Annotated in this window: 12 protein-coding genes; 5 read left to right on the plus strand and 7 right to left on the minus strand. The window is 58.4% G+C overall.

Annotation, left to right across the window (positions count from 1 at the left end; all coding sequences use genetic code 11):
• Positions 1–8 precede the first annotated feature (8 nt).
• The 3 genes from J4772_RS19495 to J4772_RS19505 all read right to left on the minus strand — a co-directional run bounded on the left by J4772_RS19495 (position 9) and on the right by J4772_RS19505 (position 3,613).
• Complete coding sequence (locus tag J4772_RS19495) at positions 9–860, minus strand: phosphate ABC transporter substrate-binding protein (protein ID WP_116060331.1); 852 nt, start codon at positions 858–860, stop codon at positions 9–11.
• 35 nt (positions 861–895) lie between these two features.
• The gene (locus J4772_RS19500) at positions 896–2,311 is read right to left on the minus strand and encodes a stalk domain-containing protein (protein ID WP_247741204.1); all 1,416 of its coding nucleotides are present in this window, start codon (positions 2,309–2,311) and stop codon (positions 896–898) included.
• A gap of 108 nt (positions 2,312–2,419) precedes the next feature.
• Positions 2,420–3,613 carry a methyl-accepting chemotaxis protein gene (locus J4772_RS19505; protein WP_209071002.1) on the minus strand — a complete coding sequence of 398 codons (1,194 nt, stop codon included), beginning with the start codon at positions 3,611–3,613 and terminating at the stop codon, positions 2,420–2,422.
• A gap of 221 nt (positions 3,614–3,834) precedes the next feature.
• Between J4772_RS19505 and J4772_RS19510 the strand changes: the two genes are divergently transcribed.
• From J4772_RS19510 to J4772_RS19520, 3 genes are read left to right on the plus strand one after another with little or no spacing between them, the layout of a single operon-like run.
• The gene (locus J4772_RS19510; protein ID WP_209071003.1) at positions 3,835–4,221 is read left to right on the plus strand and encodes a GntR family transcriptional regulator; all 387 of its coding nucleotides are present in this window, start codon (positions 3,835–3,837) and stop codon (positions 4,219–4,221) included.
• Complete coding sequence (locus J4772_RS19515; protein WP_247740780.1) at positions 4,218–5,099, plus strand: ABC transporter ATP-binding protein; 882 nt, start codon at positions 4,218–4,220, stop codon at positions 5,097–5,099. The genes J4772_RS19510 and J4772_RS19515 overlap by 4 nt, the downstream gene beginning before the upstream one ends.
• Positions 5,092–5,715, plus strand: a complete 624-nt coding sequence (locus J4772_RS19520) for an ABC-2 transporter permease (protein WP_209071004.1) — start codon at positions 5,092–5,094, stop codon at positions 5,713–5,715. The genes J4772_RS19515 and J4772_RS19520 overlap by 8 nt, the downstream gene beginning before the upstream one ends.
• Before the next feature lie 308 nt (positions 5,716–6,023).
• On the opposite strand, the gene J4772_RS19525 is transcribed toward J4772_RS19520, so the two are convergent.
• Positions 6,024–7,166, minus strand: a complete 1,143-nt coding sequence (locus tag J4772_RS19525; protein ID WP_209077290.1) for a Gfo/Idh/MocA family protein — start codon at positions 7,164–7,166, stop codon at positions 6,024–6,026.
• A gap of 20 nt (positions 7,167–7,186) precedes the next feature.
• Entirely contained in the window at positions 7,187–8,149 is a 963-nt protein-coding gene (locus J4772_RS19530) for a sugar phosphate isomerase/epimerase family protein (RefSeq protein WP_116060326.1), read from the minus strand.
• Between the two features lie 86 nt (positions 8,150–8,235).
• Between J4772_RS19530 and J4772_RS19535 the strand changes: the two genes are divergently transcribed.
• Positions 8,236–8,625, plus strand: a complete 390-nt coding sequence (locus tag J4772_RS19535) for a hypothetical protein (RefSeq protein WP_209071007.1) — start codon at positions 8,236–8,238, stop codon at positions 8,623–8,625.
• Positions 8,626–8,688: 63 nt separating this feature from the next.
• On the opposite strand, the gene J4772_RS19540 is transcribed toward J4772_RS19535, so the two are convergent.
• Positions 8,689–9,762 (minus strand): Gfo/Idh/MocA family protein, encoded by a 1,074-nt coding sequence (locus J4772_RS19540; RefSeq protein WP_209071009.1) that lies wholly within the window; start codon positions 9,760–9,762, stop codon positions 8,689–8,691.
• A 145-nt stretch (positions 9,763–9,907) separates the two neighbouring features.
• Here J4772_RS19540 and J4772_RS19545 point away from each other — a divergent pair, with 145 nt between their 5' ends.
• Entirely contained in the window at positions 9,908–10,777 is an 870-nt protein-coding gene (locus tag J4772_RS19545) for an AraC family transcriptional regulator (RefSeq protein WP_209071011.1), read from the plus strand.
• A gap of 119 nt (positions 10,778–10,896) precedes the next feature.
• Here the strand turns inward: J4772_RS19545 and J4772_RS19550 are convergent, their stop codons facing one another.
• Positions 10,897–21,363: a non-ribosomal peptide synthetase gene (locus J4772_RS19550; protein WP_209071012.1), complete on the minus strand. Its 10,467-nt coding sequence runs from the start codon at positions 21,361–21,363 to the stop codon at positions 10,897–10,899.
• Between the last annotated feature and the right edge of the window lie 35 nt (positions 21,364–21,398).

Below are 21,398 nucleotides of genomic sequence, written 5' to 3' on the forward strand. Positions count from 1 at the left end.
GGCGAGCGTTACTTAACTGCGGAGATCGGAATGAACTTCAGCTTCTTCAAGGAGCCGTTTTGGAACTTCGCGCTCTGGATATACTCGATGAACGCTTTCGTCACTTCGTTCGGCTCGCCCTTCGTCATGTAATAACCATAGCCCCATACTTTATAAGTTCCGTTGACTACGTTAGCTTCCGTCGGAGCTACTTTGTTAATTTTCATTGCCTTCATGTTGCTGGTCACGTAGACGAGGTCGATGTAGCCGATCGCGTTAGGCGTCGTTTCGACAGCCGTCTTCATATCGCCGCTCGATTTGACTTCTTTATAGTTGTTGCCTTTGCTGATGAAGTCCGTGCCTTGCAGAGCTTTCATTTGGAAGTTAACGCGAGTGCCGGAGCCGAATGCGCGATTGACGACGATGATGTCGGCGTCGTCTCCGCCTACGTCTTTCCAGTTCGTCACTTTACCGGAGAAAATATCTTGCAGTTGCTTCGTCGACAGGTCGTCGACTTTTACGTTTTTGTTCACGACGGCAGCGAACGGAATGATGGCGACTTTGTGCGCGACTTGGCCGTCGAACTTCTTGAAGCCCGGCACGTCCTGGGAAGCGTCCCAATCGACGGCGCCGATGTCGGCGATGCCTTTGCGGACCGATTGCGGACCCGTGATGGAGCCTGCCGCGGAAGCGGAGATTTTAACTTTCGGATTCAGCTTTTTAAATTCATTGGCGGCTTGCAGCGTCAGCGGCAGCAGCGCGGAGGAACCGTTGATGACGATTTTGCCCTTCAGGGAGCTTGCCGCTCCGGCAGCGGATACCGATGTTGCGACCATAGCAATCGCCAGTGCGGCGACGGATAACGATTTGAACCATTTCATAGTCAATTTTTTCTCCTCTCGATATGGGGTTTCGATTAACGGGAAACCGGCTTCCAGTGCCCGTTCTGATACAGGAATACGCGTCCGTCGCGAATGACGGCCAGAGGCGCGCCTTCTTTGACGAATATTTCGCTAACATCCTCAGACAATGTATGCAGCTGCTTGGCCGAACCGGCGGCCGGATCTACTTCGTAGACGAACGGATTCGTTCCGTCGCCTTCTGTCAGCAAGTACCATTTTCCGCCCGAGTACTCCGCTTGATATACGTCTTGCTCGTTATACAACGGCGCCGTTTTCTTATCCTTGCCGACTTGAACCAGCGTGGATTTGGCGGCGGCATCGCCGCTCACACTGACGTACACGATGCTCGATGCGTCCGCTGCGGCATGTACGAATACTTTGTCGTCGACCGAAGTCGTCAGCTGCACCGCTTTGTTCTCTTTCACCGTCGGATCGACCGTGAATTGATAGATTTGCGGCTCCGTTCCCTTCATGTCGATGGCCACGTCGTCCGCCTCTACCGGCTTGGAGCCGTCGGCCACGACCGAACCGGGCTTCGTTACCGTATAAGTAAACGTCTTGCCGTCCGCGGACACTTCCAGGTTCGCCTTATAGTCGACCTTGTCGTCCAAAATTTTCGTAATCTTATTAATCTCGGGATCCAGCTTCGCGATTACGCTCCCCTTATCCCCTTGCAGAAAGAAAATGCTCTTGCCGTCCGCAGACCAGACCAGCTCGGGCTTGATGTTCGTGTCGTTGCTGACGACGACAGGGCGACTTATTTTGGTCAAATCAAGTACCGATACTTGACCGTTGGCATTCGTGTAGGCCGCTTTATCCCCGTTTGGCGACAAAACCAGATCGGAAGCGTCAGCCGCAATATCCAGCAGGCGATACTTGCCGGTGGTCGCCTCGACCAGATAGTCGGCTCTTCCCGATTCTGTCACTTGGGATGCGATGTACCTTTGGGCGTCTACCCATTGAATGCGATCCACGTTCGCAAGCAGCTTGGCGTCGATCCAGATCGTGCCGGTATCGTCCTTATACAGGCTGGCGCCCAGCGCTTCTACATAGGCTTGCAGTTCAACGTAGGTGATGCCTTTGACGTTTTTGACCGCAACGTCCAGCTTTTGCTCCGCTCCGTCGACCTTGAGCACGCCGCTGCCGGATTTCAGCTCCACCGTATGGCCGTTCAGCTTCGCTTGGATTGCTCCGTTCACAACGTTTACTTTAACGCCCAGCTTCGAGCTCAAATCTCTGAGCGATACGAGCGTATTGCCTTTCTCCGCAATCGTACCGAGTTGAACCGCCGTTCCGTTAACAAAATAAGCGGAGCTTGCCAACTGCGTCGTACTTGCTGCCGTTGCTGTCGCTGCGGATACCGCTCCAACGGAAGCAGTTCCTACGGATAACGCCAATACTGTTGCCAGGGACGCCTTCTTAAGCACCATCGACACCTATCACCCTTCTGGAATATGGTAAATTTCTCTCATTGCTATAGTGAGTATAGTCCCGATTTGTAAAGCTGCTATTGTGGAATCATTTTCCGATTGTTAAATTTAGGATCCGATCTGACCGATCAGCTTGCGGAATTCCAGACGCACTTCTTCGGACTTGCCCTTGGCTGCCGCAGAGGCCGTCTGCAGAAGCGTTGCCGCTTCCCGGTTCATCTCCGACGAGCTCCACAGCTGCGCGAACGTATCCTCGGTTTTCTTGACCCTGTACACGCCTTTGTCCGCCCCCTGCTTGCCTTCTCCAGCCAATCCGGCCGACACTTGAACCGCCTCCGACATTGACCGGACCAGACCGGCGATCTGTCCGGCGGAACGCTTCGTTTGATCCGCCAGCGCGCGGATCTCTCCGGCAACGACGCCGAAGCCTCTGCCGTGCTCTCCGGCTCTTGCCGCTTCGATCGTCGCGTTTACCGCCAACAGGTTGCACTGATCCGCCAAATCCGCGATCAACCGAACGATGCCGTCAACGGACGACGTTCTATCCGTAAGCTGCGAAGCCGCCTTCTCTTGCTTGTCCGCATTCATCGACCAAAGCTTGAACAGCTTCAGCATTTCCTCCAGCTGCCCGCGTCCCTGATCGGTAATTTCACTGATCCGCTCGCTGCAAGACTGAGCTTCGCTCGTCGCTTCCGCAACCCGTTCAACCGAGTCGTGAATGTCCTCGATCATCGTCTCGGTATCGCGGATCGTGCGGATTTGCCGATTGACCGCCTCGCGCTGCAGCAGCCTGGAGATGTTCAGCAAATCTTTTACCGTCAGCACGCCCGCGAACTTGCCGCGATCGGTGAGCAGCACGGCGTCATAGAACGTTTCCTCCGAGCGGGACAGCGTTTGATCGATCAGTTCCTGCGGATCGATGGACAATTCGACGATCATCGGTTTTTTGTCCATCAGGTGGGAGACAGGCTGGTGCCCATATAAGGAAAGGCCGAACAACGTGCCTAAGCGGCGGAAAAACCGATCCTTCATCATCAATCCGATCGGCCGTTTGCCCTCATCGCAAATCACGACGCATTCGAATTGATTTTGCCGGCGGAACAAATCGACCAGCTCGTCGCCCCTCTGATCGGGGCCGATGACCGGGCAGCTTCGCGCCCAATCCTTGACGGCCACGGACGGGATCATTTCATGCATGGACGGGACTGACGCCCTGTCTTGACGGCGGGAGACGCTTTCCGAGCGCGGCGCATCGTTCTTCTTAACGGCGCGAGATTCCGCGACAAGCACGTTCGTTGCCATCTAGATCACCTCGTTAATGAGTGATAGACTGCGAGATTTCAACAAGAATATTTTTCCTACTTCTGAAACTAACAAAAGATTGTTTTCCATTCGTTCGTTTCTCGTTAAGCGAACGTAAAGTTTCTCCTTCGGAGATAAACAGGTTCGTTTCGTATTGACTTATTTTATTTCAAGTGTATATATTATATATATACGGTAAATACACAATATACGGAGGCGCCATGAATATCATTTTATCTAACGCATCCGACGAACCGATCTACGGGCAGATTGTTCGCCAAATCCGTCAGTCGATTTTGAACGGGGAAATCACACCGGGCCATCTGCTGCCGTCCATTCGACAGTTGGCCAAAGACTTGCAGATCAGTGTCATTACGACCAAGCGGGCCTACGAGGAGTTGGAGAAGGAAGGTCTGATCGATTCCGTCGTCGGGAAAGGCTCGTTCGTATCCGGCGCGAATCCGCAATTTATTAGAGAGCAGAGGCTGCGGCTGCTAGAAGGAACCCTGATCGAGGCCGTTCAGGAAAGCCGTTCGCTGAACATGCCGCTGGAGGAGCTTGTCGCCCATATTCGGCTGCTATACGAGGAATTGGAGGGAGAGGATTGAACGTGAACGAAAATTCGGTTATCGAGGTCAGCCGCCTAACCAAAAAGTATAAGCGCTTCGAGCTGAAGGACGTAACGATGGATGTTAAGCAGGGCTTTATTACCGGGCTTATCGGCGCGAATGGCGCGGGTAAAAGCACGCTTATCAAGCTGATGATGGGCATGTCCCTTCCCGAGGGCGGAAACGTCCGAGTGTTCGGACAGGAGCACGCGACCCATGAAGCGGAGATCAAGGAGCGAATCGGCTATGTCGCCGACGATTGCAGCTATTACGAGCATCTGACCGTCGATGCAATGAGAAGCGTCTACGCGCCATTCTATAAGCGATGGGATGAACAACAATTCGGCAGATACCTCGACCGTTTCGAACTATCGGCCAAAGCGAAAATCCGCAGCCTGTCAAAAGGGATGAAAATGAAGCTGAGCCTAGCCTTCGCTCTATCTCATCATGCCGATCTCCTGATTATGGATGAGCCGACCGCCGGGCTCGATCCCGTGTTTCGCCGGGAACTGCTTGAGATTTTATCCGAGCTGATGCTGGACGAACGCATGTCGATTTTGTTTTCCACGCACATTACGACCGATCTCGATCGCGTCGCGGATTATATCGCCTTTCTTAATCGAGGGGAACTGGCATTTCATGAATCGAAGGAACGAATCTTTGATCGCTACGCTATCGTCAAGGCGAACAAGGAATTGCTGGACGCGGACGTTCGCCGCATCTTCGCAGGCATTCGGGAAACCTCATCCGGGTTTGAAGGGTTGACCGGGGACCGGCTGGAAGCCGAGCGGTTGTTCGCCGGGCACGCCCTTATCGAACGTCCGACGCTGGAAGAAATTATGTTCTTTACGGCCAAGGGAGTGGAAGCGCATGTTTAATTTAATTCGCAAGGACGTCATCGCTTTAAAATATTACTTTCTGTTCATTGCTGCGTATGCGGTCATGTTCGGTTTATTTACCGTGTCGTCGTTCTCCCCTCTGATGATCTGCATGCTGCCCGCGATTATGATGACGCTGTTCGCCTCCAACCTCGAGCTTCGCAACAAGAGCATGCTTTTCATTGGCAGCCTGCCCGTCCGAAGAAAACAAATCGTACTAGCAAAATACGGGAGCGTCTTCGTCTATCTGGTGCTCGGCATTATTCTCGCCGCCGCGATCCGTGCGATTAACGAATACGGGCTTGGCGTCGAATTTCCGTTAACGTCCCTGAACCTGTCGTTGTCAGCAGCGTTGGCGATGGCTTTCGCAGCTCTCTACTATCCCATTCAATTTTGGCTTGGCGTGCGAAATTCATCCTTCATCTCGTTTCTCGTCATCTTTCTGGCCGCCGCCCTCATCGGAGGAATCGGCAACATGGCGGATTCGCTCACTTTTGACATGCTGCCCACTCGCGCGCAACTGGTTATCGGGCTGCCTATTGCAGGATTGCTGCTGCTATACGTTTCCTATCGCATCTCCCTGAACCTATTCCTGCGCAAGGACATCGAAGGCTAACGATTCGGTCTCGAACGGGCATATTCTTTCCGAACCTCCTAATAAACGAGGCTGTCTCAAAAGTAAGTAAGCTCACTTAAGACCTAGCTCACTTGACCAAAAACAGCGTGAAAATGAAGAAATGGCGACTCTAGGGATTTCATCCCTGTGTCGCCATTTCTCGATTTCGGTCTACTGTAGCTTTCTTTAATAAATTACGGGCAAGCGCAAGCCAAAACCGCCCTTGGCAAGCTACTGGGAATAGTCATCTGCTGCGTATAGACGTGGCCCAAATTACTTTTGGGACAGCTCCCTTTTACCATGATTGTTTAAACTTCGTCGATGCCGACCCAAGAGCCGCGCTCGATCGACAGGTCGACCGCTTCAAGAACTTCTTGGCATTTCACGCCGTCATAGAACGTCGGAGCGAATGGCGAGCCCGTCTTAATGTGCTGTACGAACTCGTACACGATATGCACGAAGGCGTGCTCATAGCCGATAATATGACCGGTCGGCCACCAGTTTCCGGCGTACTTGTGGGTCGACTCCGTCGCCAGAATGCGGCGGAAACCGGCCAGGTTCGGCTCGTCTTCACGGAAGTAAACTTCCAGCTCGTTCAGCTTCTCAAGATCCCAGCGCAATGAGCCTTTGCTGCCGTGGATTTCGAACGTGTTGTGGTTTTTGCGGCCGGCCGCGAAACGGGAGGCGACGAACATACCCATCGCTCCGTTCTTGAAGTCGGCCAGGAAACCCGTCGCGTCGTCGACGGTTACCTGGTCCTTCTGCGAGGAAGAGCCGGCGCCGGCGGACAATCCTCCCGCCGCATCCGTCGCAATCGGGCGCTCCTTCACGAACGTGCGGCTGTGGCCGACAACGCGATCAAACTCGCCGATCAGGAAACGAGCGAGATCGATGCTGTGCGCATTGATGTCCCCGTGTGCTCCGGAGCCTGCCACTTCCTTCTTAAGCCGCCATGCCATTGGCGTGTTCGGATCGACAAGCCAGTCCTGCAGATAGGTCGCACGATAATGGTGGATTTCACCCAAGCGGCCCTCGTCGATGATTTGCTTGGCCAACTGCACTGCCGGCAGGAAGCGATAATTAAAGCAGACGGCATGTTTAACGCCGGCTTTCTCCGCCGCCTCGAGCATTTCGCGGCCGTCCGCCAAGTTCAGCGCAAGCGGCTTCTCGCAAAACACGTGCTTGCCCGCCGCGATCGCCGCCAACGTAATTTCCTTATGCGCATCGCTCGGCGCATTGATGTCGACGAAGTCGATGTCGTCGCGCGCGACCATTTTCCGCCAGTCCGTCTCGTACGATTCCCAGCCGAATTTATCGGCAGCCGCCTTGACCCCTTGCTCATCGCGTCCGCAGATCGCCTTCATGACGACGTCGGCGGCCGGTTCGAAGAACATGCCTACATCTTTATACGCATGGCTGTGAGCTTTGCCCATGAACTTGTAGCCCACCATGCCGACATTGATTTTGTCGTTTACGCCCACCACATTTCACCCGCGCTTTCTTTCAAAATAAGGGAATTAAGGAAACCTGCCGCTTTAGTGAAGCCTTCGTTAACGCTCATAATACCGTCTTCATGCTCGATGCTGATTACGCCGTCGTAACCAACAAGGCGAAGCGTGCTCACGAGATCTTTCCAGAACTCGTCATCGTGGCCGTAGCCGACCGTGCGGAATACGAACGAACGATTCAGGATATCTCCGTAGTGCTTCGTATCCAGAACGCCATTCAGCGCCGTATTGCGCTTATCGATCTTCGTGTCCTTGGCGTGCACGTGGTAGATGGAGTCCCCGAGCGCCTTGACGCATTCGATCGGGTCCATTCCTTGCCAGAACAGGTGGGATGGATCGAAGTTCACGCCGATGTTGTCTCCCGCTTCACTGCGCAGACGCAGCGCGGTTTCCGTGTTGTACACGAGGAAGCCGGGATGCGCTTCGATGGCGATTTTAATGTTATGTTTGCGAGCAAATGCCGACTGTTCCTTCCAATACGGAATCGCAACTTCGTTCCACTGCCACTCCAGTACAGTCAGGAAATCGGGCGGCCACGGGCAGGTTACCCAGGACGGGTACTTCGCGCCTTCGGAGTCTCCCGGACAGCCGGAGAACGTAATAACCGTGTCCACGCCGAGCTTCTCCGCCAGCTGTACGGTCGCGACGAAGTCCTCATGATCGGATTGAGCCGTAGCTTTATCCGGATGCAGCGGATTGCCGTGGCAGCTGAGCGCGCTGATCGTCAAGCCGCGGGAATCAACCGCTTCGCGAATGCCGCGGATGGCCGCGTCGTCGTTAACGATCTCCCTGGCATTTACGTGCGCGGTGCCGGGAAAACCTCCCGTACCGATTTCCACCGCTTGCAGTCCCGCCGCTTTGACGGTATCAAGCGCCTGTTCGAACGATTGTTGGGCGAAAAGAACGATAAATACGCCGGATTTCATTGTGAACTTCACCAAACCTCTCATTGAAAGTGGAAGCCTTTGCACGTTTTATGTACGCGCGTTCATAAATCACAATTCTATTTTACATGAAAGACGGCATCCATTGCCACCCTTATTTAGCAGCGAACGGCGGCGGCGCGGCCTCTTACGGTCTGACAGACCGTTGCACACGCGAATCGGCCGAATTTCAGGCCTCTTACGGTCTGACAGACCGTTGCGCACGCGAATCGGCCGACTTTCCGGCCTCTTACGGTCTGACAGACCGTTGCACACGCGAATCGGCCGACTTTCCGGCCTCTTACGGTCTGACAGACCGTTGCGCAGGCGAATCGGCCGACTTTCCGGCCTCTTACGGTCTGACAGACCGTTGCGCACGCGAATCGGCCGACTTTCCGGCCTCTTACGGTCTGACAGACCGTTGCGCACGCGAATCGGCCGACTTTCACGCCTCTTACGGTCTGACAGACCGCAATTAGTCAAACTTCGCCAGCCCTGAGACTCCGCACGATTCAAGCCGCTCCCCGCTCTTCCCGTCCCGCTTAGACGAAGCTGATGGCCTGGCCTTTGCTAGCCGATTCGTATACGGCTTCGAGAATTTCCTGCACAACAAGCGCTTGCCTGGCCGTTACGACAGGTTCGCGATCGTATGCAATCGCCTCGATCCAGGCGCGAGCCTCTTGCTCGGCCGCGTCGTCCGGAAGCGGGTTGCCGCCGAAGTCGCCGGCCATCTGAATTTCCTGCGTGTAGAGACGGCCATGTTCCTCCCCGTTGACGCGCAGTCCCTTCTTCATGTCGGCTCCCGCCTTCGTTCCGCTCAAGCTCACCTTCGCTTCGTCCACATCGAGTGTGTTCAGCGCCCAGCTAGACTCCAGCCATACCGTTGCCCCGTTTTTCATCGTGATCATCGCGAATGCGGAATCCTCTACTGTAAACTTGTCAGGATCCCACGCTCCCCACAGGTTCGCGCTGCTTCCTTGCTCCGCCAGCTTGCGATAGGAGGAGCCAAGTACTGTCTTGGGCTCATAGTTGTCCATCATCCACAAAGCCAGATCGAGCGCGTGCGTGCCGATATCGATCAGCGGACCTCCGCCCTGCTTCTCCAGATCAAGGAATACGCCCCAGGTCGGCACCGCGCGGCGGCGAACCGCATGCGCTTTGGCCACGTAAATCTCGCCGAGCTTGCCTTCGCGGCAAGCCTGGTATAGCCAGCGGCTGTCCGCGCGGAAGCGGTTCTGGTAAGCGATGCTCAGCTTCTTGCCCGTTCTCTGCGACGTTTCCAGCATACGGCGAGCGTCTTCGGCGGTTTTGGCCATCGGTTTCTCGCACAGCACATGCTTGCCAGCTTCGAGCGCTGCGATGGAAATCTCGGCATGCGTATCGTTAGGCGTGCAGACATGGACAACGTGAACGTCTTGATCGCGCAGCAGTTCGTAGACGTCGTGATATACTCTAGCGTCGTGCGTACCGAATTTGTTTTTGGCTTCATGCGCGCTGTCGGCCGAAATATCGAAAAATGCGACTACCTGCGCTTCCGGGATTTTGGCGAGCGATGGCAAATGCTTCCCCATCGCGATGCCGCCGCAGCCGATCATGCCTACGTTAACTTTTGTCAATGTGCTTGTCCTCCTTGCGGCTTGTCCATATTCAAACTACAATATAGTGTATCATACTTTGCCGATATTCCCATTCGGGCAAGTGCGAGGATTTTATGCGATTTTGTCTTTTGGCTTGAATTGACCTCTATAAGGGGATGATCCCTTGCAACCGTTAAGAGAAAAGATTGAATACGAGAACCCGTTATTGTCGTTGAAAATATGGCAAATGGTTCGCCTCGATCCCAGGAGCGTCACCTGGCACTATCATCCCGAATGCGAGCTGATGCTCGTCCAGGAAGGGACGCTTACCGTCGACTTGAGCAACGAAACTTTCGAGCTTAGAGACGGGGATATCGTTATCCTCGGCAACTCTCAGTTGCACAGAGACCACAACTCCGAGGGCAATCTGAAATATATCGTTCTCCAATTCGATCTTAATAATTATTTCGATCAGAGCACGATTCCATACCTGCAATATTTCAACGAGACCAAAATGCCGCTCAGCGCCATGAACTACATTTTCCGGGAATATCCTGAAGCTCGGCGGGAAGCGGCGGATTGCATTCGCCAAATTCATCAGGAAGCCGTCGACAAGTTAAGCGGTTACGAACTGGCGGTCAACATGTTGATCAAAAAGCTGCTGCTCATTCTGATTCGCAACGATACGCGCCGGCTGCTCGCCGACCAGGATCGGGTCGAACGAATCCGCCTTAAGCCGGTCATCGACTTCGTGGAAGCGAACATAGACGACCGGATCGCCGTGGAGGCCGTGTGCGGATTGGCCAACATGAGCTATTATTACTTCGTCAAATTTTTCAAGAAAATGATGGGCCAATCGTTCACCGAATACGTCAACTTCCGCAAAATCAAACGAGCTGAACAGCTGCTTCTCACCCGGGACGTCAGCGTAAGCGAAGTCGGCGAACTGATCGGTATGGCCAACATGGCCCATTTCTACAAAATGTTCAAGCGCTTCAACGGTTGCTCGCCGAAGGAGTTTCAGCGCAAGATGCTGGCCTGGGGCCGGGGGTAGAACGCCTCGGGCCAGGTCCCCCCTCTCGTCTTCCCGCCCTCTGGCCGATTTTCGTTCCTTCGTTCCTCCCTGCCAACTATTGCTGCCGTCCGGACAGCATCCTCCCCTTCTCTTGGCGTCTAAAACGAAAACCCCGAGCCGAAAAGCTCGTCCTCCTTATCCGCGGATTCGCGCAGCGCCTCGATTCCGGAAAGCTTGCCCAGGCTCTCTTCCGGAGAAGCCGCGGCTTTGGCCAGCAGGTTCAGCAGCGCCTCGGCCATCTCGGCGATAGTCTCCTCGCGGAACAAGCAGCGGCGGTATTCGAAGGCGAGCGCCAAAGCTCCCTCCTTCTCCTCCGCTTGCAGCACAAGATCAAGCTTGGCCGCGGCAAAGCTCCACGGCAGCGTCCGCCAAACCAAGCCGTCCGCACGGGACGGTGCAGGGTCCATATTCTGCATCACGAACATCGTCTCGAATAGCGGATTGCGATTCCCTTCCCAACGAATAAGCCCCTTTTCGTTCAGCAGGTCGGCCAGATCCTCTGCGGATAACCAAGGATGCTCGAACGCTTCCAGCAGGCTTCTCTTAACCTCTCTTAGCCAAGCCTCGAAGGACAGCGCGGGGTCGGGACGATTGCGGATCGCCCAGGTCTGCAGCATCAACCCGGCGGTCTGCGCCAAATCGGGATGATTGCGGCCAGCCGACGGAACGCCGGTTACAATGTCCGTTTTCCCGGACCAGCATCCCAGCAGCGCTTGGTATGCGGCCAGAATGACCATGAACAAGGTTGTTCCCGTGCGGGCGGCAAAACGCTCCAGTTCGGCTTGGAGAGAAGCGTCCACGCCGAATGCGTACCGTCCGGCTTGGTCCAACTCGGAAGGATCCGACACCGACCGTCTGTCCCGGTCATAAGGCAAATCGAACTCCGGCACCCCGTCCGCGAACCTCGAAATCCAATAGGCCTGCTGCCGGTCCCATTCCGCTTCCATTCGAAGCTTGGCGATCCATTCGCTGTAATCCTTGAGCTGCGCCTTCACCTCCGGCAATGGCCGATTCTCGTAGAACGCCACCAGGTCGCGAACGAGAAGGCCCGACGTCACCCCGTCGGATACCGCATGGTGGATGTCTAGCAGCAGCAGATGGCGCTCCGGTTCCAGCCGGACGAGCCCTACCCGAAATAGCGGCGAACGCTTCAGGTCGAACGGACGAAGCCAAGCTTGCGCCGCAGCTTCCCAGCCCCCTTCCATCTCTGATAAAAAAGTCTTCTCGTCCAACGTCTCCAGATCGACGCTCGTCTCCGCATGAACGATCTGAACCGGCTGACCTTCGGACTGGCCGAACGAGGTGCGAAGCGCTTCATGCCGGTTTACGAGCCGGGCCAGGGCTTCCTTGAGCCCGTCCGCGTCCAGTTTCCCGTCCAGCTCCAGCACCGACGGCATATGATAAGACAAGCTGCCGGGATGGCGGTATTCGTGAAGAAGCATTTGCTTCTGCGCGGGAGTGACCGCGTAATACGGCCGCTCCGGCGCCCGGGGAATGGGCCTAGCGGCAGATTCGGCCGGTTCGCTTATCTCTATTTTTTGAGCCATCCGGCGTATCGTCGGATGCAGAAACATGATCTTAACCGGGACCGGGACGGAAAATGCTTCCTCCATGCGCGCCGCCAGCATCGCGGCCTTCAGCGAGTGCCCGCCGATGGCGAAAAAATCGTCGTCGATGCCGACTTGCTCCCGCTGCAGAAGCTCCTCCCATAACCTAACCAGTCGTTGCTCCGTCTCCGTACTCGGCGCGGTATACGTCACTCCTGTGTCCATCTCCGCCTCCGGCACCCGTAGCGCCTTCCGGTCCGCCTTCCCACTCGCCGTCAGTGGCATTCGCTCCAACTGCGCGAACAGCGCCGGGATCATATAATCCGGCAGCCGCTCCCCGCAATGCTTGCGCAGTTCCCCCGACGTGCAGGTCCGATCCGCCACGATGTAGGCAACGAGGCGCTTGCCTCCCGTTCCGTCGTCCGCTGTCGTCACCGCCGCCTCCGATACCGCCTCGTGCCCCAGCAGCGTTCGCTCGATTTCCCCTAGCTCGATCCGGTAGCCCCGGATTTTCACCTGGTCGTCGATTCGGCCCAAATATTCGATCTGTCCGTCTGTCGTCCAGCGGGCTCTGTCGCCCGTCCGGTACATCCGCGTCCCCGGTACGAACGGGTTGGCCACAAACCGCTCCGCCGTCAGCTCTGGCTGGTTCGCATACCCCGACGCCAGCTGCACGCCTGCGATGCACAGCTCTCCCGGCACCCCGATCGGCTGCGCCTGATCCCCTTCGCCGACGATGTAGATCGCCGTGTTGTCGATTGGCTTCCCGATCGGCACGTACTCCAGCTCGCTGTCCGGCTCGCACTCGTAAGCCGTCACGTCCACCGTCGCTTCCGTCGGTCCGTACAGGTTTACCAGCTTCGTTCCGCTCAGACCGGCCCGGCGAATCAGCGCGTAGAACTTGTCCACGTGCGCCTTGTGCAGCGCTTCGCCGCTGGCGAACACGCATCGCAGCGTTCCCAGCTTCTCCCGCAGCGCCTCCGGCTGCTCGCCCTGCGCCGCTTCCAGGAACGCCGCCAGCATCGACGGCACAAAATGCATCGTCGTCACGCGGTTTGCTGCAATAGCTTTCATCAGCTGTCCCGGGTCCTTCTCCGCCCCCGGGGCGAGAAAGGCCGCGCTGGAGCCCGACAGCATCCACCAGAACAGCTCCCATACGGACACGTCGAAGCTGTACGGCGTTTTCTGCAGAATGACGTCCTGCTCGCCGAGCGAATACGTCCGCTGCATCCAGTGAATCCGATTCATCACGGAACGGTGCCGGATCATGACGCCTTTCGGCCGTCCCGTGGAGCCGGACGTGTACAGAATATAGGCGGTCTGCTCGGGAGAGACGGCGACATCAGGCGCTCCATAAGGCTCCGCCGCCAAAGACGCTCCCGGATCTGCCGCAGAAATCCCCCTCGGCGCTGCCGCCAAAGACTCCCCATTCTCCGCCGCACCGTCCAGATCGACCAGCTCCGCGCCCGGACAAGCCTCCGCCGCAGCCTCCAACCCGCTCGCCTGCGCGCAGACCATCCGAATGCCCGCGTTGTCGGCCATATACCGCAGCCGCTCCGCTGGGAAATCCGGCGGCAGCGGCACATACGCGCCGCCTGCCTGCAAGATGCCGAGCACCCCGGCAAGCATCGCCGGAGAACGCTCGGTCATGAGACCGACAGGCTCGCCCGAGCGAAGTCCGCGCGCCAGCAGCCGCCGGGCGATACAGTTCGCCCGCGCCTCCAGCTCGCGGTACGTCAGCCGCTCGGCCTCGAACACGGCGGCGATCCGGTCCGGCGTCCGCCCGGCTTGACGCCGGAACAGCTCCGGCAAGGTCAGTTCGGCCGGGAACGGAGCTTCCGTCGCGTTAAACGTCTCCGTCACCCGCCGCCGTTCCGCCTCGCGCAGCAGACCGATGCGGGACAACTCCGCCTGCGGGTTCTCTGCGATCCGTTCCAGCAGCGCGATGAAGCCGTCCGCCCATAGCCGCATCGTCTCCTCCCGGAACAGACCCGTGGCGTATTGGACGATGAAGGTTACCCCGCCCTTTTCCTCCATGGCATAGAGACCGACATCGAACTGCGAAACTCCGTAATCGACGACTAACGGCTCTACGATCAGGTCCGTCGCGCCAAAATCGGCATGGGCCATATTCAGCATCGAGAACATGGCGTCGAACAGCGGGTTGCGGCCGAGATCCCGCTCCGGCTGCAATCGTTCCACGATTTCCTCGAACTGCGCTTCCTGCCGGTCCAGCGTCCCCAGCACTTCTTCCTTGACGGCCGCCAGCAGCCGTTCGAACGTCCATTGCCCATCGGAAGAAATCCGGATCGGCAGCGGGTTCACGAATACGCCGACCAGCCTCTCGGCGTCGGGATGATTTCTTCCCGCCACCGGCGTGCCTACGACAACGCTTGCCTGCCCGGACAGCTTGGACAGCCATAACGCATAGGCGGACAGCAGAACCATGAATAGCGTCGAATTCGCGCTTTGGCTCAGGCGTTTCAAGCTTTCCGTCCGTGCCGCATCCAGATACGCAACCGTCTGGGCGCCTTGCGTGCCTTTTACGGCCGGACGAGCGTAATCGGCGGGCAGCTCCAGCTTCGGAACGGCGGCCTCGAATCGTTCGGCCCACCGATCCGCTTGTTTCGCCAGCCTGGCGGCCTCGAGTTCCGTTCTCTGCCACATCGCGTAATCTTTATACTGAATCGGTTGGTCAGGGAGCTCTCGTCCTTCGTACAACGCCATCAGATCGTCCGTAAGCACGTTTACCGCTACTCCGTCCGCGATAATATGATGAATATCGAAGATCAGCACGTGACGATCCTCGGCTTCCCGGAGCAAGCCGACCCGAAACAACGGCGCACGGCTCAAGTCGAAGGGCCTAACGAACGCGCGCAGCTCCTCCTCGAGCGCTTCTCTGCCTTCGCGAACCTCGCGATCTTCCATCTCTTGCGCGACCTCGCGATGTATTCTCTGAAAAGGCTCCCCTTCCGCCAGCTCGAACGAGGTTCTGAGCGCCTCGTGCCGGTCTGTCAGATTGGCGATGGCTTGCATCAGCCGCTCCCGATCCAGCTTCCCGTTCAACCGAAGCGCCGACGGAATCTGGTAAGCCGTCCCGTTCGGCTCGAAGAGCTGCAAAAAATACATTCTTCTTTGCGCGGGCGATACCGGATACTGTTCGGCGAATTCCGCCCGCGGAATGCCTCTTGCCGGCACGGGCGGAATTCGCGTCGTTCCCGCGCCGTCTACGAGCGCCGCCATCTGCCTTAGCCGGGGATGATCGAACAGATCGACCAGCGTCAGGCGAACGCCGAACGTCCGCACGATCAGCGAGACGAGCGAAGCGGCTTGTAGAGAATCTCCCCCGGCGTCGAAGAAATGAGTTTCGCGGCCGTAAGGCCCGCCTCCAAGCAGCTTCTCCCATAGCGCCGCGACCGCGGATTCCGTTTCGCCGACCGGCGGCGCGTACAAGTCCCTTGCGTCCGCGACGGCTCCGGGTCCCCTTCCTTTCGCCATCGCGACAATGCCGGAGGCGTCCGGGAAGCGCAGCGGCAGCAAATAAGCCCGATGAAGCAAAGCCTCCTCGCGTTCGTTCGGGAGCGCCCAATCGCTGCGGTCGCTTATGCTCGAAGGCTCTTCAACGTACAAGCGGTCGGACTCGAGCGTCTCCGCCCTCGGCGCTTCTACGGAAGCCGCCGTCAATTCGATCGCTTCTTCCGGTTCGTACGGCTCGCCGTCATAGAAGATGACGTGAGAAGGCGCCTCGGAAATCTGATGCAAGTATAATAAGCAGTCTACCTCTTCCCGATGGCTATCCCCGGCTCCGAGCCAGCCCGCCTGCTCGAGAAATTGTTCGAAGGGGCGGTTTTTCGCCGTGCGGCGAAATTTGGCCGACAGCTTCGTACAGCCCCGGGCCGACGCGAACCTCTTTAATCCGGCGCATATCGTCTGCTCGACGCCGCGGCCGAGCACCCGGCAGCTGAGCAGGAACGTATGAATTTCCAGCGTCTCCTCGCGTACAAGGCCGGAGACGTAACCGATTCTTCCGTAATCCCCGAACCGGTCGGCGGCTTCCACGATCCAATGGCATTCCGCCGCCAGCGCCAATCCGCGGCGAATCTCGGCGGCCGAGCGGCGAATCCCGTTCAGGTTGAACTGATTCGTTCTGGCCGACAGCTGCGCCGCCCGCTCCGCCTCCTCGGGGGATAACGGGCGGAAGCTGACTTTTATGCGCAATTCGCGCAGGTAATCCTCCAGCGTTGCGCCCGGCCGGTTGGCCGCCTCCTTGCGCTGCCGCTCGGCATCGTAGCTGCTTGCCCGCTTGCGGTCCTCTTCCGTGACCCGATGACGATCCCAGGCCCATACGTGATCGAGGAAATCCGTCATCGTCTCTTCCCTGGGCAATCTTAACGTCAGCACTTCCGGCAGCCGGGTCGCGACCTCCAGACATTCCGCCGCGTTGTCGTCGACGAAAATCAGGCTGTCCAGCCCCAGATTCAGCTCCTCCGCCAGCTCGCGAAGATTGTCGGACTTCGGCTGCCAATTGATTCTCCATGCGGCGAAATGCTCCTTCTGCAAAATCATGTCCGCGCTGCGCTCGAATACGTCCCATACGTCGGGCTCGTCGTTTTTGCTGCAGAGCGCCAGCAGCATCCCTTCGCTTCGCTTGCGAAGCAGCAGCCGCTGCCAGGCCGCGAACGCCGGCGTAACCCGCACTCCCGCCGCTCCGTCCTCGCCGGCAATTCCGCGCCACAGCGTATTGTCCGCGTCGACGACAATGACCTTAAACGGACTTTGCAGCCATCCGGCCAACGCCCGCGCCGTCTCCGTGCCGATCGCCGCGAAATATTCCGGCGTGTACGGAATTTGCCCCTCCTCGTTCGCGATCCTGTCTTCGATCTCCTCCACGCGGTAACGCTCGGCGGCCGCTGAGAAGTCCAGCGCCGAGACATGGTTCGCGGCAAGCGCGATCCGCGCATTCCAGCGTTCCCGGAACGCCTGCCCCGCCGACTCGGGCAGCCCGCGCAGCGGGCAGTCCGCGGAGAACGGCAGCAATCCGATGAAATAAGCTTCGCCGCCGTCCCGGGCGTCTAGCAGGAGCAGCAGCTTCTCCAGCTCCGACTCCAGTTCGGACAATCGGGCTTCCGCGGCCGCCGCGCCCGGGGACAGCCAATCCTCGGGGCGAATCAGCAGCACGGTAACGCCGGTTTGGCCGGACGATCCCTCGCGATTTTCCATCACGTATTGGAAAACTTGATTGTACGGAGCGAACGTGACTTGCGCCCGGTTGCCGAACGCTTCAAGCCAGTGGCGGATCGTACCCGCAATCGGCTCCGAGGTGAACGTGGAAGCGATCCGCACTTCGACTGACCGCTCGGGCGCAGCCGACCGCGCGCTGTCGTTAAGCGCTCTCCGGCGCTCCAGCTCGGCTTCCTCCTCCGGCTCGAACAGCGTCAATTCGCCTATTGTGCCGCCTTTTCCGCTTGCCGCCCATTCGGCTATGGCCATAAAATGCCCGGCCATTCGGGCAATCGTCTCTTCCCGGAACAGGATCGAGTCGTATTCGAACAGGCCGCTTAATTCGCCCTCCGCCCCGGGGAACAGGTCCAGCTTGACGTCCAACGCCGAGGTCGTTTTCACCAATCCATACTCGCGAAAAACAAGACCGCCGGCTTGCAGCCGGTCGCTTCCCGCGGCATGATTGTGGAAAACTAGCATCGTATCGTAGAGCGGGTTGCGGGAACGGTCTCCCCGCGCCGCGGCCGCCTCGACCATCTCGTCGAAAGGAAACTGCCCGTTCGCGTAGGCGTCCCGGGTGAGCTTCTCCACCCGATCGAGCAGGCCGTTCATGTCCAGAGCTTCCGGCACGGTCACCCGGACGGGCAGGAAGTTGATCATGACGCCGACCAACTGCCGAAATTCGGGCCGTTCTCTGCCGTTCACGAGCGATCCGATGATGAGATCCTCCTGCCCGGTATACCGCTGCATCAGGACGGCGTAGATCGCATAGAGCACGGTGTGCAGCGACACCTGCCGCCGCTTGGCCAGACGCTGCAAATCCTCCGTCAGCCGGCGAGATACCGTAAACCGATAGGATCGCCCTTCGCCGGAACGCGTTTCCGGCCGCGCTTCGTCAAGCGGCAGCCGCAGCGGAGCGGCGGGCGAGGCCAGCACGTTGTCCAGCCAATAGGCCCGCTGCGCCTGCCAATCCGGGCTGCCGCTCCGCTCTTGCTGCCAAGCGACGTAGCTCCGGTAGTCTCCTTCTTTCGGCGGCAGCGAAGCGCCCCCGTACAGCGCCTGCATCTCTTGAAGCAGCAGGGCGAGCGACGAGCCGTCGGCGATCAGGTGATGGGAATCGAGCATCAGCAAATGCCGTTCGGCGGAGACGCTTGCCAGACCGACCCTTAACAACGGCAAGCGGGACAGCTCGAACGGGCGTACGAAGGACGAGGCATAAGATGGCCACTCCTCCTCCCCGCCAAGCGTCTCCGTCTCTACCCTTATGACCGGAGCAGAATAGACGATCTGGCGAGGCTCCCCGGCCTCCGACCAGTCGAACGTCGTACGCAGGCTTTCATGCCGCTCCGCCAGCGTCCGGAACGCTTCTTCCAGCCGGGCGACGTCCAGCTGGCCTTCCACGATATAGGCCATCGGCATATGGTGATGCCGCTCCGCGCCGGGAAGCTGCGCGCCAAGAAAAATGCGCAACTGCGCTCTGGACAGCGCAAACTCGCGATCCTCCGCTGGAGCCGTCTCCTTCGTCTCCGCGGTACTGCCATTCGATGGAAGGCCGATCTGTTCCAGCTGCGCGGCCAACGCTTGAACGGTCGGATAACCGAGCAGGTCAGCCACGCCGATCTCGCGCCCCGTTTGCCTGCTCAAATCGTCGACGATCGTCAGAGCGAGAATCGAATCGCCTCCCAGCTCGTAATAATGCTCGTTCACGTCCAAGGCGGAGAAGCCCAATCCGCGTCCCCAGGCGTCGGCCACCGTCTGCTCTGTCTTCGTATACAGGCCGTTATCCCGTCCCTTCAGAGCAACGCCTTTGGTCGCCGCCGGCGCTCGGCCGGGTTCGACAGCCGCGGCGGTTCCGAACGGGTAGGCGTAGTCCGAACGGGAGGCTTCCGTTTCCTCCAGCCAACAGCGCGTCCTGTCGAAGCGGTAAGCGGGAATATGGATTTTCCGGACGTCGCGCTCGCGATAATACGCCTCCCAATCCGGATTCCCTCCTTTGGCGTATGCCGAGCAAAGCGCTTCCGGCCCGCTATCCGAGAGGTGCGCGGCAATCTTGACGCCTTCGATCGCCGCCGCGAAATCGGCCTTCCCCAGCCATATCCCCATCGCAAGCCCATTCTCGTCCTTCAGCTCGCCGGGTTCCTTCCAATGCGCGCTGTCTTTCTCTTCCGCGCCTTTAGCCAGTTCGCCTTCAAGACGCAGCAGCTTGTCCCTCAGTTCTCCTGTCGATCGAACCGTTAAGGCCGCTCTGAATTCGTAATGTCCCCTCCCCGTATTCGCCGTATAGCAGAAATCGCCCGTTTCCGCCTCGTCATCCGCGCATCGCTCGGCATATTCGCGATAGCTCGCGGCGATCGCCCGCAGCGCCGTCGGACTTTTCGCCGACAGCGTCAGGGGTTGCATCCCGCCGTCCCCCGCTCGCGCCGCATCCGCCGATCGCGGCGCCTCTTCGAGCACGACATGGGCGTTCGTGCCGCTCATCCCGAACGAACTGACTCCGGCCCGCAAAGGCTCGCCGCCCTCCTCCGGCCACGGTCGGAGCACATCGCTTACGTATACCGGAGAATCCGCGAACGGGATTTCGCGGTTCGGTTCGCGGAAGTGCAGCATCGGAGGCAATTGGCGATAGCGAAGCGCAAGCGCCGCCTTGATTAACCCGACAATTCCCGCCGCCGTATCCAGATGCCCGAAGTTCGTCTTGATCGAGCCGATCGCGCAAAATTGACGGCGATCTGTAAATCGCCGGAACGCCTGCGTAATTCCTCCGATCTCGATCGGATCGCCGAGCTTGGTCCCCGTACCGTGCGCTTCGATATAACCGATCGTGGCCGGATCGACTCCGGCGTCCTGCCAGGCCTTCACGATCGCTTCCTCCTGCGCCCGTCCGTTGGGCGCCGTAATGCCGATCGAAGCGCCGTCCTGATTAATCGCGCTCCCTTTGATGACCGCATAGACGGCGTCCTTGTCGCGGATCGCCTTGCCCAGCGGCTTGAGCAGTACGGCGCCCGCGCCTTCGCCGCCCCCGGTTCCCGCGGAGCCGTCGTCGAATGTGCGCGCGCGGAAATCCGGAGATTCGATTCCGATTTTGATGCCGAGATCGACGGGCAGCAAATAGGTTTTGACCCCGCCGACGAGTGCTTGCTCGCACTCCCCCGTCCTTAGCGCCTGAATAGCCAGGTGAAGCGCCACCAGCGAGGAGGAGCAGGCCGTATCGACGGTCAGGCTCGGGCCTTTGAAGTCCAGCAAATACGAAATCCGGCCCGCCGCGATCGAGGACAAATTGCCGGGAATCGCGAGGGACAAGGACTCGGGCTTCCGCTCTGCGATCAGCCGCTTGTAGTCGTGGAACGCGTCGCCGTTGTAGCCCAGATAGACCCCGGTCGAGCTGCCCGCAAGCTTGCCCCCGCCATAGCCCGCATCCTCGATGGCGTTCCATGCGACCTCCAGCCACAGACGCTGATTCGGGCTCATAAGCGCCGCTTCCTTCGGCGACAAGCGGAAGAAGCGATAGTCGAATCGGTCGATTTCGCTTAAATAAGCCCCGTCGTAATACGAGATTTTGCCGCCCGGAAGCTTCGTTCCGGCCAGCAGCGACTCGACGTCCTTCCGGCGCTGTTCGGGGAACGGACCTACGGCGTCATATCGCGTTGCGATTTTATCCCATAGAGAATCGGCGTCCTCGGCCTCCGGAAGCCGGACGGCCATTCCGATAATCGCGATATCGCGGTTGGAGGTTTCCTCCACCGCAATCGGCAGCTCCTCTTCCTCCTCCGCTTCCCACCATGCTTTTTCCATCGCCATATCGCTCGCTCCTTTGCTTTCTTTTCCGTCCCTGG

It is taken from the genome of Cohnella sp. LGH (assembly GCF_017671885.1).
GTDB lineage: Bacteria > Bacillota > Bacilli > Paenibacillales > Paenibacillaceae > Cohnella > Cohnella phaseoli.

Excerpts from the sequence above, each read along its gene's own strand:
- J4772_RS19495 (WP_116060331.1), bottom strand. The coding sequence starts at position 860 with ATGAAATGGTTCAAATCGTTATCCGTCGCCGCACTGGCGATTGCTATG.
- J4772_RS19500 (WP_247741204.1), bottom strand. The coding sequence starts at position 2,311 with ATGGTGCTTAAGAAGGCGTCCCTGGCAACAGTATTGGCGTTATCCGTA.
- J4772_RS19505 (WP_209071002.1), bottom strand. The coding sequence starts at position 3,613 with ATGGCAACGAACGTGCTTGTCGCGGAATCTCGCGCCGTTAAGAAGAAC.
- J4772_RS19510 (WP_209071003.1), top strand. The coding sequence starts at position 3,835 with ATGAATATCATTTTATCTAACGCATCCGACGAACCGATCTACGGGCAG.
- J4772_RS19520 (WP_209071004.1), top strand. The coding sequence starts at position 5,092 with ATGTTTAATTTAATTCGCAAGGACGTCATCGCTTTAAAATATTACTTT.
- J4772_RS19525 (WP_209077290.1), bottom strand. The coding sequence starts at position 7,166 with ATGGTGGGCTACAAGTTCATGGGCAAAGCTCACAGCCATGCGTATAAA.
- J4772_RS19530 (WP_116060326.1), bottom strand. The coding sequence starts at position 8,149 with ATGAAATCCGGCGTATTTATCGTTCTTTTCGCCCAACAATCGTTCGAA.
- J4772_RS19535 (WP_209071007.1), top strand. The coding sequence starts at position 8,236 with ATGAAAGACGGCATCCATTGCCACCCTTATTTAGCAGCGAACGGCGGC.
- J4772_RS19550 (WP_209071012.1), bottom strand. The coding sequence starts at position 21,363 with ATGGCGATGGAAAAAGCATGGTGGGAAGCGGAGGAGGAAGAGGAGCTG.